Raw genomic sequence first — 16838 nt, 5'->3', positions numbered from 1 at the left:
AATGATTCAAACAAGTGACTGAGAAAGGATTTCCCAGCCACTGGTAAACTAACTAGGAACTAGAGGTGGTATGAAATACCTTAACCATTCACCGTCCACTGACTAAAGTATGTTTTGATCTGGTTCCAAGTCATTTCTAATATGTTCGGTTTGAAAGTGGAGTCACCCCACTCGTATCCGCCGCTTAATCCCCAGGGATTAAACAGTTTAAACTGTCCAGTAGCCTGATTGTAGCCAACCATTGTGTAAGCATGACCAGAAACTACAGGAGAGTTTTTTGTCGGGCCTTGACCTGACTCGTCAAGGCCGAAAGAACCAAAGCTAATTAATTTGTCAGCATTAAAAGCATCAACAACTTGATTAGATGTAGAGGATTGGATCGAAGAATAATTGCCGCTTTTCTTGCTAATTTGAGCAGTAGCCTTATCTACCCAACCATATTCAATACCTTGGTAGCTGTTGAGTCCGTGGAGGTTAATTCCTTCTTTGGTTGTATAGCGAGGAATCCAGCCCGCTTCATTCATCTGAGCATAAGCTTTTTCAGCTAAAGCTACCCACAACTCATTCGCGGAATCATCGTACTTGCCACCCACTTTGGCAAAGGGAAGCGCTCCATTGCTTTGGGTCGGTAAATAGCGATCGACTGTTACATAGTCAGCCTGACCATTGTTGAAGAAACGCACTGTGTAAGTTCCATCACCATTGTCAATAAACATATCTCGAATGACGTTCGGTGTCTTCTGGGCAACAGCGGCTAATGAGGCTAAGTAGTAACAATCCCCGACGGCTCCTTGCTTCACATCTTCGTAACTGATGTCATTATTATTTCCGAACAGCTTGCCTTCAGCATAACGGTACACAACATCGGTTGCACTGCCATAGGAATACTGTCCTATGGGCAATGGACGATCCTTGCCTAAGAAGTGTTCGTTAATCAGCTTGTCGAGTTGATCGGCACTACTACCAGCTTGCAAGTTACCCAGATAGCTGCCTTGATAGCTATTGTTGGCTGGGTTTCCTTGGGAAATCTTGGTAGACAATACCCGCACATCCTCTCGCATTTGGATGTAGTTGGTGTTGCTAGTTAACGTCTTGAGGTCGGCAAATTCGTCGGCATCTACTACCCCGCCGTCTTTGGCATTGGTGAAGATATCGATCATGTCTTGGCGATCGAGTAAACCATCTTGGAAGCGCGATCGGGCTAAGGAACGAATCGCCAAGTCTTTAATGTTTTGCTCAAACCAATCTGTAACCGCTGATTTTGTGGAAATATTAAACTGCTTCTGGTTACTCCAGCCGTCAATTCCATCGCTGACAGCCACAGATACCGCATCAACACCGGCTACTGTACCGCCAACAAAAGCCACTGTATTCAGCTTGTCCGCATCCACATAGAAGGTTTGACCGGCAGCTTGTTTGATGCCATTTACAGTGAAATAACCGCTGGTGTTGCTGCTGTTGCCATCATAGAAGGCATAGCGAGTAATTTTGTCCCCATCAGCATCAGTGATGCTGAAGGATGGTTTAATCGACTCATTTGCATTCACCGTTTGGTCACTGGCGGTGACAACTGGATTAGAACCGCCTTGAGTTTGGATCTTGTAGTCTTTCCAGCTACTCCAAGCAGTGCCGTCATAGGCTTGCGTGTACACTGTATCGCTAGTTGTGCTGCTGCCACCAACAAAACTAACTGTACCCAGCTTGTCCGCATCCACGTAGAAGGCTTGACCGGCAGCTTGTTGGATGCCATTTACCGTGAAATAACCGCTGGTGGTGCTGCTGTTGCCATCGTAAAAGGCATAGCGAGTCATTTTGTCCCCATCAGCATCAGTGACGCTAAAAGATGGCTGAATACTCTGGTTGCGGCGCACAGTTTGGTCGCTGGCACTTACTACCGGCGCCTGATTAGCTTTTTGAGTAGTCATCGTGGCGACTTGATGCCCCCAAGTTTGACCGTCGTAAGCGTAAATACTAAATGAATCAGTGCCTGCAACTGAACCGCCGACAAAACGAACGGTGCTCAATTGCTCGGCAGCGACAAAGAATCCGTCGGTTTGTTTGACGCCATTTACCGTGAAATAACCGCTAGTGCTGCTGGTGTTGTAGTCGTAGAAATAATAATTGGTAATGCGATCGCCATCGGGGTCAGTTACAGAGAAACTCGGACTAACACTCGCACCAGAATTAACGGTTTGGTTGTAAGCAGTAACTACTGGCGCCTGATTAACTTTTGTAGTAATCGTGGCTGATTGAGATCCCCAAGTTAGACCATCAGAAGCCCAGATGGTAACTGAGTCAGTCCCTGCTACTGAACCACCGACAAAACGAACAGTGCTTAACTGGGCAGGAGTTACAAAGAATGCACTGGTTTGTTTGACACCATTCAAGGTGAAATAACCGCTAGTGCTGCTGGTGTTGTTATCCGAGAAATAGTATTGGGTAATGCTATTACGATCAGGGTCACTTACACTGAAACTAGGAGTAACACTCGCACCGGAATTAACCGTTTGGTTATAAGTTGTTACCACCGGTGCTTGATTAACTTTTGTAGTAATCGTAGCGGTTTGACTTCCAAAAGTTTGACCATCATAAGCCAAGATGGTAATTTGGTCGGTGCCTGCCACTGAACCGCCGACAAAACGGACAGCGCCCAACTGATTTGGGGTTACAGAGAACCCGCTAGTCTGCTTAACACCATTGAGAGTGAAGTAACCGCTAGTGCTGCTGGTGTTTTGGTCGTTGAACACATATTGGGTAATGCTATTACCATCGGGGTCACTCACATAGAAACTAGGACTGATACTCGCACCCGGATTAACCGTTTGGTTATAAGCAGTGACTACTGGAGCGCGGTTTGAAGAGGGCGATGGTGAAGCACCGACTAAACCCAATTCTTCCCAGGAAGGATCTATTTCCCGTTTTATATCCCAAATATTAATGACCTCATCTTCTGACACCACATCTGAGATATGAGAATCATCTTCTGACTTGTTTATTTGGGTATCTTCCGTAACCCACAAATCGACAAATTTTTCCTCTATGACACTCAGCTCAATATCAACAGGCGGCTCGATCGGTGTTGGCGCTGGTGTTGGTGCCGGTGTTGGTGTTGGCGTCGGGACGATCGGATCGACATCCACAGGCGGCTCGATCGGTGTTGGTGCCGGTGTTGGTGTCGGTGTCGGGACGATCGGATCGACATCCACAGGCGGCTCGATCGGTGTTGGTGCTGGTGTTGGTGTCGGCGCTGGTGTCGGCGTGGGTGTCGGGACAATCGGGTCAATATCAACAGGCGGCTCGATCGGTGTTGGTGTTGGCGCTGGTGTCGGGACGATCGGGTCAATATCAACAGGCGGCTCGATCGGTGTTGGTGTTGGCGCTGGTGTCGGCGTGGGTGTCGGGGCGATCGGGTCAATATCAACAGGCGGCTCGATCGGTGTTGGTGCCGGTGTTGGTGTCGGTGTCGGGACGATCGGGTCAATATCAACAGGCGGCTCGATCGGCGTTGGTGTTGGTGTTGGTGTTGGTGTCGGGACGATCGGGTCAATATCAACAGGCTTTGTGATGTAAGAAATCACCTCTTTTCCTAAGTCCGAACCACGCCAATCTTTACCTGGAGCAATTAACTCATCTAATTTGGCAGCTCTTCCAGTCGCACCCCGCACTTGGAAAATGATATCATTGTAATCCCTGTCACTCCCTGCATCTAACCGCATATCCTCCATGACAAAGGTATTACCTTCTCCCGTGACATCGGCAATTTGACCAAAGTGAAATCCCTCCACAGGATTCGCCATTGCCATAGAAAATAAAGGACGTTGATCGCCCCCAACAGTCGGATTATCAAACACAGACTTTACACTACCGTTGGGTACCAACATCACCCCATATTTACCCCCAGCAGTTACGGCAAAACTCTTGACTCCTAAGTAGACTCCTTCGTTGGCATTACTATCTCCTAATAAACCGGAAAACCGCCCACCTTCTGTAGCATCATTAATTACTACATGACCTTTCACAGAGTTACTTAAAGAACGCGCAGCTACTTCTTTAATAAATGCTTCCGAACCTGGTTCAAGTTTATCTAAATCCTCTAAACTGAAAATAGCTAATTCACCTTGAAACATCCCACCATCAAATGTGTAGTCTACATTGATGCGACCAGTTTGATCTGTAGTAAATACACCGGATGTAAAGGGAGAAATTAACTTTTTGTCTGTAGTCGGTTCTGGTTCTTTTTTTGTTTCAGTTGTTGCTACGGTAGTATTTGAATTCTCTTTCTTTGTTTCTTCCCCGTTGCTGGTGTCAGTATTTGTTTTGTCCCCTGGCTTGCTGGCATCTGGGGAAGTAGCAACTAAAGTTTCGCCTGTTTTTGGTTGTTGAGTGGCAACAGTTTCTCCTGCAACTACACCCGTTTTGACGGCGACTGTGCTATTTGAATTGTTTGTGGCAACAGTTTCGCTGAGTTTTTCGGCGGTTGAAATTGCCGAATCGGTTGGTGGTTTGTCTGGTGGAGATGTAGTCTCTTCACTTGGCAGTTTTTCGCTAGCAGATTCAGTCGTTGCTACGGGTTTTTCCTGTTCAGATGTGAGAGTTGCTTCGGAGTCTGTAGTGACTGGTTTGTCGGTAGTTTTTGATGTTGTTTCTGCCGCAGATTCAGTCGTTGCTAGAGGTTTTTCCGGTTCAGATGTGAGAGTTGCTTCGGAGTCTGTAGTGACTGATTTTTCGGTAGTTGTTGAGGTGATTTCTACCGCAGATTCACTCGTTGCTAGAGGTTGTTTCGGTTCAGATGTGAGAGTTTTTTCGGAGTCTGTAGTGACTGATTTTTCGGTATTTGTTGATGTTGTTTCTGCAGCAAATTCAGTCGTTTCTAGAGGTTTTTCCGGTTCAGATGTGAGAGTTTTTTCGGAGTCGGTAGTGACTGGTTTGTCGGTAGTTGTTGATGTTGTTTCTGCCGCATATTCAGTCGTTGCTAGAGGTTTTTCCGGTTCAGATGTGAGAGTTTTTTCGGAGTTCGGAGTCGGTAGTGACTGGTTTGTCGGTAGTTATTGAGGTAATTTCTGCCGCATATTCAGTCGTTGCTAGAGGTTTTTCCGGTTCAGACGTGAGAGTTGTTTCGGAGTCGGTAGTGACTGGTTTGTCGGTAGTTGTTGATGTTGTTTCTGCGGTGACAGTCTTTTCATCAACAGGAGTTCCTGTTATTACATCTTTGTTTGCAGTGGGTTTTTCCGAAGTTGCGGCGCTGTTTGAGGGAAGTGGAGAATCTGATTGTGCACCGATGAGGGTGTCTGCGTCGGATGATTTTTGAGTGCTAGTTGGTGCTAAATTCAGCGTGTATTTGATGTCGTCGCTGATTTGCGAAACTTTGAGTGAATAGTCTCCGGCTAGTAAACTGTCAACAATAATTGTTTCTGCCTCGGTTCCCGCGTTGGTGGAACTGTAAAGGGGTGCGCCACTAGAGTTTAATAAAAATACGTCGGCATTCCCGCTCAAACCGTCGATCGCGAATTTGAAACTCCCCGGACTGTTGATGTTAAATTTGTAAAGGTCAAAGATATTTGTAGTGTCAATACTACCTGTGTAGCTTGTGCTGTCAGTCAATGCCCCGATGTTAAGTTCAGTCATACTACCCCTGAAAAATAGTTGCTTGAAAGCGCTCTTAATTATCTATCTGGGGGAACTTGAGGTTTTTATGCGAAGCGCGGTGAATCGTTACATAAGTTTACATTAGGGTTGCCGATCGCCCAAAATTTGCAATCTACCCGCATTTAATTTACTGGTGATTTTGCTTAAAACTATTGTGGGGTGGGCATCCTGCCCGCCCCAAAGGTGCAATTTAAATACAGAAAAGCTTAGTTGCACTTCACTGCGGAAAAACCAAAGTGCGTGAATGTCAACAGTCACACGCCACCAGTCAAAGATTTCTCGCCCTCACGCACCCTACAACTGCGATCGCCCGCAATCGATCGCCCCAGACAATCCCTTATCCCCTACAATAAACAAGCAATTATTATATTTTGAGTTATCCTGTGAGTCCTACTGCCGAAGTCAGCAATACCCTAAATGCGGGCGCCCTACCAACCGTTACCGCTACCGCAGCCCGCCGCGCTGTTTTTCCCTTCACTGCAATTGTTGGCCAGGAGGAGATGAAACTGGCGCTGCTGTTGAATGTCATCGATCCCAAAATTGGCGGGGTGATGATTATGGGCGATCGAGGTACTGGTAAATCTACCACAATCCGCGCCCTCACTGATTTGCTGCCGGAAATTGAGGTGGTGGCTGACGATCCTTTTAACAGTCATCCCACCGATCCTGATTTGATGAGCGATGAGGTGCGCGATCGCACTTTATCTCAAACTGAGATTAAAATCGCCCGCAAGAAAGTCCAAATGGTAGATTTACCTTTGGGCGCGACCGAAGACCGAGTTTGCGGTACGATCGACATCGAAAAAGCTTTGTCGGAAGGTGTTAAAGCTTTTGAACCCGGGCTTTTAGCTAAAGCTAACCGCGGCATTCTGTACGTTGATGAAGTCAATTTGCTCGACGATCATTTAGTCGATGTGTTGCTCGACTCCGCCGCCAGCGGTTGGAATACTGTTGAAAGAGAAGGCATTTCGATCCGCCACCCGGCTAAGTTTATTTTAATCGGTTCCGGGAACCCAGAAGAAGGAGAATTGCGGCCGCAGTTGCTCGATAGATTCGGGATGCACGCAGAAATTCGGACTGTAAAAGACCCGAATTTAAGAGTGGAAATTGTCGAACAGCGATCGAGTTTTGACCAAAATCCGGTGGAGTTTCTCGCGAAATACCAGCACGAACAAGATGAGATGCAGCAGAAGTTGGTGGAAGCCCAGGAAAGATTAAAATCGGTAACTATCGATCGAGAATTGCGGGTAAAAATCTCCCAAGTTTGCGCGGAATTGGACGTAGACGGGCTGCGGGGCGATTTGGTCACAAATCGGGCTGCGAAAGCTTTCACGGCTTTGGAATGCCGCACGGAGGTGACTGTGGACGATATTCGCCGGGTGATGACTCTGTGTTTGCGGCACCGATTGCGGAAAGACCCGCTAGAATCAATAGATTCGGGGTATAAAGTGACCAAAGTGTTCGATCGGGTATTCGGCCTAGAAACAACTGAGGGGTAATTGGTAATTGGTAATTGGTAATTGGTAATTGGTGGTGATGAAGCCTTCCCAAATTTTCATACCTAATTCCCTATTTCCAATTACTAATTCTGGCAATGGAAAAACGAATTTTAGGATTAGATCCGGGCTTAGCCCATCTCGGCTACGGGGCAATTTCATGTCAAATTGTACCGGGCAAACAAGATCAAAACAGCGTTTCCATGATTGATTGCGGCGTCATACAAACAACGCCAAAACAGGAAATGGGACAGCGATTGAAAACAATTTACGACGATTTGCACGAGGTAATTGAACAGATTAAACCCGATCTAGCAATTGCCGAAAAACTGTTCTTTTACAAGATGGGAAATACCATACTTGTAGCGCAAGCGCGGGGCGTTTTGACCCTAGTATTGGCGCAGTGTGGAGTGCCGCTGTTCGAGTTTACGCCGGCTCAAATTAAGCAAGCTTTGACCGGCCGCGGTAATGCGGATAAATCTGAAGTGCAAGAGGCTGTGGCGCGGGAGTTGGAGTTGGGTTATATTCCGAAACCCGACGATGCGGCGGATGCTTTGGCGGTGGCTTTGACTGGTTGGTACGATGATGATATTTGTCCGAAGAAAATACAGTTGGAAACAGGAAAAATTTGATGCAATATCAAATCATCGGCAAATTAAGAACAAATCCGGGCAAGACATCTTCTCCCGATAAACTCACAGGAAATTGTACAATCTCTACTTCGCGAGAAGGGCGATAAATTTCTACTTGTTCGTCTTGAGGATTAATTAGCCAACCCAAGCGTAAACCGCTGTTTAGATATTCCTGCATTTTCTCCTGAAGCGGCCGCAGCGGGTCTGTACGCGACCGCAATTCTATGACAAAATCAGGACAAATCGGCGGAAATTTCTCTTGTTCTTCTGCTGTTAAAGCCGACCATCTTTCCAAGCTAACCCAAGCCGCGTCTGGAGAGCGATCGCCATTATTAGGCAACCTAAAAATTGTGGAAGAACTAAACACTCTCCCTAGCTGCGTTTGACGGTTCCACAAGCCCAAATCTGTAATTAAATCCGCTTCTCGATTTCCGCTGACTCCGCCTACTGGTGACATAATGATAATTTCTCCTTTAGCTGTCCGTTCAAATTGCCAATCTCGATTCATCTGGCACAAACGGTAAAACTGTTCGTCTGTTAGTTCGACAGTATCTAAGTTTAAAGTAACGGTCGTCATTTTATGATCTTTCCTCTCTTCTCCTCTCTTCAGTCTTGCGTTGCGCGGACGAAAGTTTGTGCGGTAGGGGCAATCCGTTGCCCTGATTCCAATCGCAGATTCATCTATTTTAGCGCCATTTTATTGAGAATCTTTGTTTTAATGAAAAATTAATCCTTATACAATTCCTAATTTTTTAAGTGCTATTGTCCGGTTTTTCGATGCCAAGTGATCATCTGGTTTGATTTCTAAGGCTTTGTCGTAGGAGGCGATTGCTTCTTTAATCCTGCCTAAATTATACAGTGCAAGGCCCCGAATGTACCAGGCTTCGTGTTTATCTGGTTTGAATTTTAAGGCTTTGTCGTAGGAGGCTATCGCTTCTTCAAATCTGCCTAAATTATACAGTACAAGGCCCCGAATGTACCAGGCTTCGTGTTTATCTGGTTTGAATTTTAAGGCTTCATCCCAGGAGGTGATCGCTTCTTCAAATCTGCCTAAATTAACCAGTGCAAGGCCCCGACTGTACCAGGCTTCGTGATAATCTGCTTTGAATTTTAAGGCTTTGCCGAAGGAGGCGATCGCTTCTTCAAATCTGCCTAAATTATGCAGTACAACGCCCTGATTGAACCAGGCTTCGTGGTAATCTGGTTTAATTTCTAAGGCTTTGTCGTAGGAGGCGATCGCATCTTCAATCCTGCCTAAATCATGCAGTACAACGCCCAGATTGTACCAGGCTTCGTGGAAATCTGGTTTTAATTTTAAGGCTTTGCCGTAGGAGGCTATCGCATCTTCTCGCCTACCTAAATTAACCAGTGCAAGGCCCCGATTGTACCAGGCTTCGTGTAAATCGGGTTTGAATTTTAAGGCTTCGTCCCAGGAGGCTATCGCATCTTCTCGCCTACCTAAATTAACCAGTGCAACGCCCCGATTGTACCAGGCTTCGTGTAAATCGGGTTTGAATTTTAAGGCTTCGTCCCAGGAGGCTATCGCATCTTCTCGCCTACCTAAATTAACCAGTGCAACGCCCCGATTGTACCAGGCTTCGTGATAATCTGGTTTAATTTCTAAGGCTTTGTCCCAGGAGGCGATCGCTTCTTCAATCCTGCCTAAATTAACCAGTGCATAGCCCCGATTGTTCCAGGCTTCATGATCATCTGGTTTGATTTCTAAGGCTTTGTCGTAGGAGGCGATCGCTTCAATCCTGCCTAAATTATCCAGTAAAAGGACCCGATTGTTCCAGGCTTCGTGATAATCTGGTTTGATTTCTAAGGCTTTGTCGTAGGAGGCGATCGCTTCTTCTAGCCTGCCTAAATTACGCAGTGCATTGCCCCGATTGTTCCAGGCTTCGTGATAATCTGGTTTTAATTCTAAGGCTTTGTCGTAGGAGGCGATCGCTTCTTCAATCCTGCCTAACTTATCCAGTGCATTGCCCCGATTGTTCCAGGCTTCGTGATAATCTGGTTTTAATTCTAAGGCTTTATTGTAGGAGGTGAGCGCTTCTTCAAATCTGCCTAAATTATGCAGTAAAAGGCCCCGATTGTTCCAGGCTTCGTGATAATCTGGTTTTAATTCTAAGGCTTTATTGTAGGAGGTGAGCGCTTCTTCAAATCTGCCTAAATCATCCAGTGCATAGCCCCGATTGTACCAGACTTCGTGTAAATCTGGTTTGATTTCTAAGGCTTTGTCCCAGGAGGCGATCGCTTCTTCTCGCCTGCCTAAATTATACAGTGCAAGGCCCCGAATGTACCAGGCTTCGTGTAAATCTGGTTTGAATTTTAAGGCTTTGTCGTAGGAGGCTATCGCTTCTTCAAATCTGCCTAAATCATCCAGTGCAAGGCCCCGAATGTTCCAGACTTCGTGTTTATCTGGTTTGAATTTTAAGGCTTTGTCGTAGGAGGCGATCGCATCTTGTAGCCTGCCTAACTTAACCAGTGCAAGACCCCGACTGGACCAGGCTTCGTGTTTATCTGGTTTGAATTTTAAGGCTTTGTCGTAGGAGGCGATCGCATCTTCAAGCCTGCCTAAATCATCCAGTGCACGGCCCCGATTGTTCCAGACTTCGTGTAAATCTGGTTTAATTTCTAAGGCTTTGTCACAGGAGGCGATCGCTTCTTCAAATCTGCCTAAATTACCCAGTGCAAGGCCCCGAATGTACCAGGCTTCGTGTAAATTTGGTTTGAATTCTAAGGCTTTGTCGTAGGAGGCGATCGCATCTTCAAAATCCCCTTTCATACATTGCTCATCTCCTCGCTTTTTCCATTCCTCAGTCTCTCGATCCGAAGATAGCGGAAACTCAACCAAAATCTTCCTACCAACATTCCCCGCCGCCTCTCCCAATTCCCCACCCGCAACTCCACTCAACAACTCCAACCTGCGCGCCAATTTCTGAAGCGATACCACCGCATCCGTAGACACTGTACTCCCCTGCGCGCCCTCCAACAGTCGAGCCCCAAACCTCCGCAACCAAGCCGCCAATTCACCATTTTTAATCCGTTTTGCGAGTAAGAATCCCGCAACATCATCTCTTCCCCAGCCCTGATTCACCCCTTCGAGAAGTTCCATGAACTTCGCCTCGTATTCCGCATCAGTCAAAGTTGGCCACGGTTGAGGAGGTGTCGGTTGAATCTCCGGGGGAGTCGTACCCAATAGCCGCTGAATTAATTGTTTGAGGAATCGCCAGATTTTGTTCAACATTGGTGAGATTTTGATAAAAAACTATGTCATTCTGTTAATTCGACACTATCTAAGTTTCAAGTAACGGTTGTCATTGTATTACCTCCTCTCTTGTCCTCTCTTCAGTCTTGCGTTGCGCGGACGAAAGTTTGTGCGGTAGGGGCAATCCGTTGCCCTGATTCCAATCGCCGATTCATCTATAGCAATCCGATCTGAGTCTCACAGCAAAATGCCCTCTTGTCTTCCTAGACTTCTTGTATAGCAAGACTTTCAGATTTTACAGATCTAGAAAATCACTTAGGATTGCTATATTTTAGCGCCATTTTATTGAGAATCTTTGTTTTAATGAAAAATTAATCTTTATACAATTCCTAATTTTTTAAGTGCTATTGTCCGGTTTTTCGATGCCAAGTGATCATCTGGTTTGAATTTTAAGGCTTTGTCGAAGGAGGTGATCGCATCTTCAATCCTGCCTAACTTAACCAGTGCAACGCCCCGAATGTACCAGGCTTCGTGATAATCTGGTTTGAATTTTAAGGCTTTGTCCCAGGAGGCGACCGCATCTTCAATCCTGCCTAACTTACCCAGTGCAAGGCCCCGAATGTACCAGGCTTCGTGTAAATCTGGTTTGAATTTTAAGGCTTTGTCGCAGGAGGCTATCGCATCTTCAATCCTGCCTAAATCACGCAGTGCAACGCCCCGATTGTACCAGGCTTCGTGATAATCTGGTTTGATTTCTAAGGCTTTGTCGTAGGAGGCGATCTCATTTTCAAGCCTGCCTAAATTACCCAGTGCAACGCCCCGATTGTACCAGGCTTCATGATAATCGGGTTTGATTTCTAAGGCTTTGTCGTAGGAGGCGATCGCATCTTCTAATCTGCCTAAATTAGCCAGTGCAAGGCCCCGAATGTACCAGGCTTCGTGTAAATCTGGTTTGATTTCTAAGGCTTTGTCGTAGGAGGTGATCGCATCTTCTAGCCTGCCTAAATCATACAGTGCATGGCCCCGATTGAACCAGGCTTCGTATGAATATGGTTTAATTTCTAAGGCTTTGTCGTAGGAGGCGATTGCACCTTCAAAATCCCCTTTCATAAGTTGCTCATACCCTCTATTCCAGCAAGCCTCAGCCTCTCGATCAACATCCTCACCTCGCTTAACCGAAACTAGCGGAAACTCAACCAAAATCTCCCTACCAACATTCCCCGCCACCTCTCCCAATTCCCCGCCCGCAACTCTACCCAACAACTCCAACCTGCGCGCCAATTCCTGAAGCGATACCACCGCATCCGTAGGGGCTGTACCCCCGTGCCCGCCCTCTGTACTCCCCTGCGCGCCCGCCAACAATCGAGTCCCAAACCCTCGCAACCAAGCCGCCAAATCACCATTTTCAATTTGTTTGGCGCTTAAGAATTCCGCAACATCCCCTCTTCCCCAGCCCTCATTCACCCCTTCGAGAAGTTCCATCAACTTCGCCTCGTATTCCGCATCAGTCAAAGTTGGCCGCGGTTGAGGAGGTGTCGGTTGAATCTCCGGGGGAGTCGTACCCAATAGCCGCTGAATTAATTGTTTGAGGAATCGCCAGATTTTGTTCAACATTGGTGAGATGGTGAGACGGTTGGTTTTTGTTATTGTAGCAACAATTGCCGGGATTGGTCGTCCGTCGGATAGTCCGCCAGGGGTTGAAAAGGCGATTCGGATTTGTCGTCAGTCCGATAGTCCGCCAGGGGTTGAAACCCCTGTCTCATAGCGAAAGTCCTCTGAAAGAGGACTGAAGATGTACACAATGTTAATTAAAAGTGACATTTTGAACATTGTTAATTACCATTGAAATCCTTCTCATCAGTCCTATGTAAGAGGACTTCAGCTATGAGACGGGGGTTTCAACCCTCGTCGGACTTCGCAACATCGCAATCTAACATTTTGAACATGATTAATTAGCTTTTAAATCCTTTTCATCAGTCCTCTTCAGAGGACTTCAGCTATGAGACGGGGGTTTCAACCCTCGTCGGACTCCGCTATGAGACGGGGTTTCAACCACATTGAACTATTGCACCAGCGATCAAATTCAAACAATCAATTCCCACCTCCCTCAAAAAATGCTATAATAGCAACTTTAATTGCTAAACTTATCCCGCCAACAGAGAACCCAGGAAAATAATATGGTGATTATTACCTCACAACAAATTGCCCAATTTCGCTCGCAATTAGCCGAATATCCAGAAGCCCTAAAAGCCCTAGACGCCATCGAAGATTGCGAAGGGAACATCGAAGATGCAGCGATCTCTCTAGCAATTCAAGCCGGACAAGAACCGAATATATCAGAAAATTGGTTAGACGGATTGGCGAAAAGATGCCGCGTTGCTATCTGCAAATCCGAGGTTAAAGAAGAGTTGACAAACGGACAATTGAATGCTGCATTTAGAGATTTAGTTGCCGCAAAAATTTGCCCTGATATTTTGGTGACTTCGGTGATTATTTATGTATTTAAAACTGGGGTGAATGATTTTTGCGAGCCTCTCGAATATAAACTCTAAAGCCATAGCTGCATTTAAAAAGTAGGTGAAGTAAAGCTATCCCCAAGGGTAGGGAATCGCCCTCATTTCTCAAAACATGATACAACGAGGCGATCCTCTTCGAGGGCTTCGCTAACGCACTTTTTCTCTACCCCTTTGCACTACTGTACCCAGCCGGCTTCAAATCCGGCGACAAACCCAAAGATTTCCCCAGCAAACGAGCAAGTTGCACTAAAAAATTAGCAGTATCTTCGTCACCTTCGCGGGCCATTGAAGCCGATATCTGGATGAGCATTTGCACAAATCCCGCATCAATTAAATCGGAACAGGAACTCAAAACCTCTGGTTCTTGGCCGTTGGGGCAAGTAAGCACTCGCTCGATTAAGTTCAAATAAGCCTCTTGGCGTTCTGGATTCATTTTGGCAGAAGCTGTACAGTAAATAATTTATTATTACGTTTAACTCAGTCCTGTCAATCAGGCGATCGAATATGCGATCCCCGTTTTTACTCTAGAATCTCCATTCAGTCAGGAATAGACAGAAGTTTAAAGAAAATCTTAAGTTTCTCAATGCTAGTTTAGTCGAGGTAAGGTGCGCCGAAGATCACCCTACTATTCAAGGGAATTAAGAATATACAAAATGAAAATAGGAATATTTTTAGGAAATCTAGGAAACCCCGCCATCTACTATCCCAAACTCGCCAAAATCACCGGCGGAGTCGGGGCGAGTATTTTTCTGTGCCAATTATTGCAATGGCAATCACAACAGTCCAACTCCGGTGAATGGGTAAAAACCAACAGCAGCGAAATTGAAACAGCCACCGGTTTAAATCAGCAAGAACAGGAATTAGCAATCCGCCTGCTCAAAGTGCGATCGCTCCTCAAAGAAAAATTAACAAATCCCAACACGGACAGCCTAGAACTCTCGGCGGACATTGACGCTTTTGAGGAAAAACTCAATAACTTTTGGACACCGAATCCGCCAGATATTATAACAGAGATCGGCCGCGAAAGTCACAATCACCCTGTAGAAATCTTCCGCGAAACATCACCCCCCAATCATGTAGTTAAAACTGACAAATATTTCGGGCAACCCCGCCAACAAATAGCCGTTGCTGTCACCCCGAATTACCGATTTAGCGGCCCTTGGAATTCCCAAGAAGAACTGCACAACTTTCAACGAGCTTTAGAAGCATATGCTCAAGAGCGCAGCTTAGGATTTGGCAATCCTTCGGGATGGGCATTTAAAATTATTGACAGCATGACAAAAGGCTTAACCTCGACTTTTTGGGATGAATTTATCGCCGGAATCCCTTTAGGAGAAAGTCAGAAAGTCAAGCGGGATTGGGAAATCGAGCCGGAAGTGCCTTATCCTGCTTTTGAAGAAGAGCGAATTCAGTATTACATCCACAAAGGCGAACCGCTAGAAGCCGCAGTATCTAAAGCCCGTGCTGACTTGAGAAACCCTGTTTTGGGCAAGGATTTGTGGGAGGGATTTTTGCGAAAGTGCGATCGGCTTGCCGATGATGCACTCAAAGCAAAACAGCAGGGCGTTGACACACCATATCTGCCCTCTTCCTTCAACGAAAAACCGCAAATCACCAAGGATAGCGTTATGCAGAAATTAGGGGCGATCGCGCCGCAATTAGCCCTCAATCAATCCACATCTGAAACAATTGCTGAACCGCCAAACATCGAACTAAAAGAACCACCAGCCCCCGCCGAAATCCCCAGTATTTCCTCTTTGCAAAAAGCTTATCAAACTCCTCTCGGCAGAAGTATAGTTGAAAAACAAATCGCTGCAAACCCCGACTGGGGCTACGAAATAGTTGACGGTGAAATAGTCGAATCCATCCCTTTTTAGGAGGCGGACATGAAACGAATTAGCGATATCAATCCCCTGGGGGAAGAGCGAGCAAATCCTTCAGAGGAAGAGAGAGAAAAACTGCGGCGGGAAAGGTTGCAGCGAGAAAGAGATGAAGGATATCAAAAGTTAGTTGAACTCTGCAATTTGGGCGAATATGACATGGCCGAGCAGTTGGCAAATCGCAACTCTAATTGGGGTTATGAAATAGTTGATGGAATTGTGATGGAAAGGATAGATTAGGTTCGCAGTTATCCCATTTGTCACTTTCATCGGCGGGCAAGATGCCCGCCCCACAAAAAAATTAATATGTCGTGGAACAGTCATCTTGCCTGTTCCTAAGAATGGTAAAAATTGACTATCACAATCTCTATGTTATAATTATAACTAAAACTTAAATATATATCAAAATCTGACAACAACTATTAACACCAAAAATATAACTCTGGGTGAAGTCAGTCAATTTTTGAAATTCCAAGAGCAGCTTAATAATGACACGTACACAAATTTTTTATCCTTAGAATCCTTAACAGAGATAGAACAGTTAGGATTGCAATCGCGTCTACTTTCATGGGCAGGCAAGAAGCCCACTCCACAAGAAATTTGATATGTTGTGGAACAGGCATCTTGCCTGTTCCTAATAATATGGGCCGGCTCTCCGGCATACCACACAAGAAACTTGATATGTTGTGGAACAGGCATCTTGCCTGTGCCTAAGAATGGTGCAAGTTGACTACCGCAATGTCTATGTTATAATTATCACTAAAAATTAAATAACTCTTAAAATATGACGACAACTATTAATGCCAAAAACCTAACTTTATCAGAAGTCCACCGTCTGTTCGGCTTTCAAAAACAGTACACTAACTCATTTACCTCTGTGTTATCCCTTGAAGATATCACAGAACACGAACAGCAGGAACTTATACAAATTAGGGATGATTTCGATGACTACATTTCAACGGATCGAGTTTCTGAAGGACTGGTAAAAGCTCTGACTACCTTTCCCCTAATGCGATTGGCTGGCTTCTACCGCCGCCCTATTAAAATTAGTTTAGAACAAGACATCGCCGAAATTAGCATTGAAGAGGAAGATACTATCATTAAAGGACGGTTTGATATCTTGGCTGTCAACAAAATAAAACCCATCAGAAGCGAGACATATTTTTGGGTTTTGGTGATTGAAAGTAAAAATTCTGGAATTAACGCATTGATGGGTTTATCTCAATTGCTAACCTATGCTTATCAAAATTTAAAATATCAAGACACAATCTGGGGTTTGACAACCAACGGAATGCACTATCAGTTTGTTAATATTCAGCGCGGCAATACTCCAACTTATCAGCTAATGCCTTTGCTAAACCTGATGGAACCCGAACCTTCAATTTTGTTGCTGCAAGTTTTAAAAGCTATTTGTAAGCTATAAAAAAAGAGGCAGAGAAAATTCCCCGCCTCCATTC

13 protein-coding genes are annotated in these 16838 nt (G+C 45.6%); 7 read left to right on the top strand and 6 right to left on the bottom strand.

The features are described from left to right. Nucleotides 1–80: 80 nt before the first annotated feature. On the bottom strand, nt 81–4127 hold the full coding sequence (locus OSC7112_RS38730; protein ID WP_015179228.1) for a C2 family cysteine protease: 4047 nt from the start codon (nt 4125–4127) through the stop codon (nt 81–83). Between the two features lie 256 nt (nt 4128–4383). On the opposite strand from OSC7112_RS38730, the gene OSC7112_RS28900 reads away from it, so the two are divergent. Continuing rightward, on the top strand, nt 4384–5052 hold the full coding sequence (locus tag OSC7112_RS28900) for a hypothetical protein (RefSeq protein WP_015179227.1): 669 nt from the start codon (nt 4384–4386) through the stop codon (nt 5050–5052). On the opposite strand, the gene OSC7112_RS28895 is transcribed toward OSC7112_RS28900, so the two are convergent. Next, nucleotides 4990–5625 (bottom strand): PPC domain-containing protein, encoded by a 636-nt coding sequence (locus tag OSC7112_RS28895; RefSeq protein ID WP_015179226.1) that lies wholly within the window; start codon nt 5623–5625, stop codon nt 4990–4992. The genes OSC7112_RS28900 and OSC7112_RS28895 overlap by 63 nt on opposite strands. Nucleotides 5626–6029: 404 nt before the next feature. On the opposite strand from OSC7112_RS28895, the gene bchI reads away from it, so the two are divergent. After that, complete coding sequence (gene bchI / locus OSC7112_RS28890; RefSeq protein ID WP_015179225.1) at nt 6030–7145, top strand: magnesium chelatase ATPase subunit I; 1116 nt, start codon at nt 6030–6032, stop codon at nt 7143–7145. Between the two features lie 95 nt (nt 7146–7240). Next, nucleotides 7241–7774: a crossover junction endodeoxyribonuclease RuvC gene (gene ruvC / locus OSC7112_RS28885; protein ID WP_015179224.1), complete on the top strand. Its 534-nt coding sequence runs from the start codon at nt 7241–7243 to the stop codon at nt 7772–7774. A gap of 7 nt (nt 7775–7781) precedes the next feature. On the opposite strand, the gene OSC7112_RS28880 is transcribed toward ruvC, so the two are convergent. The 3 genes from OSC7112_RS28880 to OSC7112_RS28870 all read right to left on the bottom strand — a co-directional run bounded on the left by OSC7112_RS28880 (nt 7782) and on the right by OSC7112_RS28870 (nt 12599). After that, nucleotides 7782–8351, bottom strand: coding sequence for a Uma2 family endonuclease (locus tag OSC7112_RS28880; RefSeq protein WP_015179223.1), 570 nt, complete (start codon nt 8349–8351; stop codon nt 7782–7784). A 156-nt stretch (nt 8352–8507) separates the two neighbouring features. Then, nucleotides 8508–11024 carry a tetratricopeptide repeat protein gene (locus OSC7112_RS28875; protein ID WP_015179222.1) on the bottom strand — a complete coding sequence of 839 codons (2517 nt, stop codon included), beginning with the start codon at nt 11022–11024 and terminating at the stop codon, nt 8508–8510. A gap of 339 nt (nt 11025–11363) precedes the next feature. After that, nucleotides 11364–12599, bottom strand: a complete 1236-nt coding sequence (locus tag OSC7112_RS28870) for a tetratricopeptide repeat protein (protein WP_015179221.1) — start codon at nt 12597–12599, stop codon at nt 11364–11366. Between the two features lie 563 nt (nt 12600–13162). Here OSC7112_RS28870 and OSC7112_RS28865 point away from each other — a divergent pair. Continuing rightward, entirely contained in the window at nt 13163–13537 is a 375-nt protein-coding gene (locus OSC7112_RS28865; RefSeq protein WP_015179219.1) for a hypothetical protein, read from the top strand. 127 nt (nt 13538–13664) lie between these two features. Here OSC7112_RS28865 and OSC7112_RS28860 read toward each other — a convergent pair whose 3' ends face one another. Continuing rightward, on the bottom strand, nt 13665–13934 hold the full coding sequence (locus tag OSC7112_RS28860; protein ID WP_015179218.1) for a hypothetical protein: 270 nt from the start codon (nt 13932–13934) through the stop codon (nt 13665–13667). A gap of 220 nt (nt 13935–14154) precedes the next feature. On the opposite strand from OSC7112_RS28860, the gene OSC7112_RS28855 reads away from it, so the two are divergent. The 3 genes from OSC7112_RS28855 (at nt 14155) to OSC7112_RS28845 (ending at nt 16804) form a co-directional block, all read left to right on the top strand. Next, a complete protein-coding gene (locus tag OSC7112_RS28855) occupies nt 14155–15378 on the top strand; it encodes a hypothetical protein (protein ID WP_015179217.1) in 1224 nt (407 codons plus the stop codon). A 9-nt stretch (nt 15379–15387) separates the two neighbouring features. Then, nucleotides 15388–15621, top strand: coding sequence for a hypothetical protein (locus tag OSC7112_RS28850; RefSeq protein ID WP_015179216.1), 234 nt, complete (start codon nt 15388–15390; stop codon nt 15619–15621). Between the two features lie 544 nt (nt 15622–16165). Then, nucleotides 16166–16804 (top strand): hypothetical protein, encoded by a 639-nt coding sequence (locus tag OSC7112_RS28845; protein WP_015179215.1) that lies wholly within the window; start codon nt 16166–16168, stop codon nt 16802–16804. Nucleotides 16805–16838: the final 34 nt, after the last annotated feature.

Source organism: Oscillatoria nigro-viridis PCC 7112, from assembly GCF_000317475.1.
Taxonomy (GTDB): Bacteria; Cyanobacteriota; Cyanobacteriia; order Cyanobacteriales; family Microcoleaceae; genus Microcoleus; species Microcoleus nigroviridis.
Note: the sequence above shows the minus strand (reverse complement) of the source record. Positions and strands in the feature narration are given on the sequence as shown.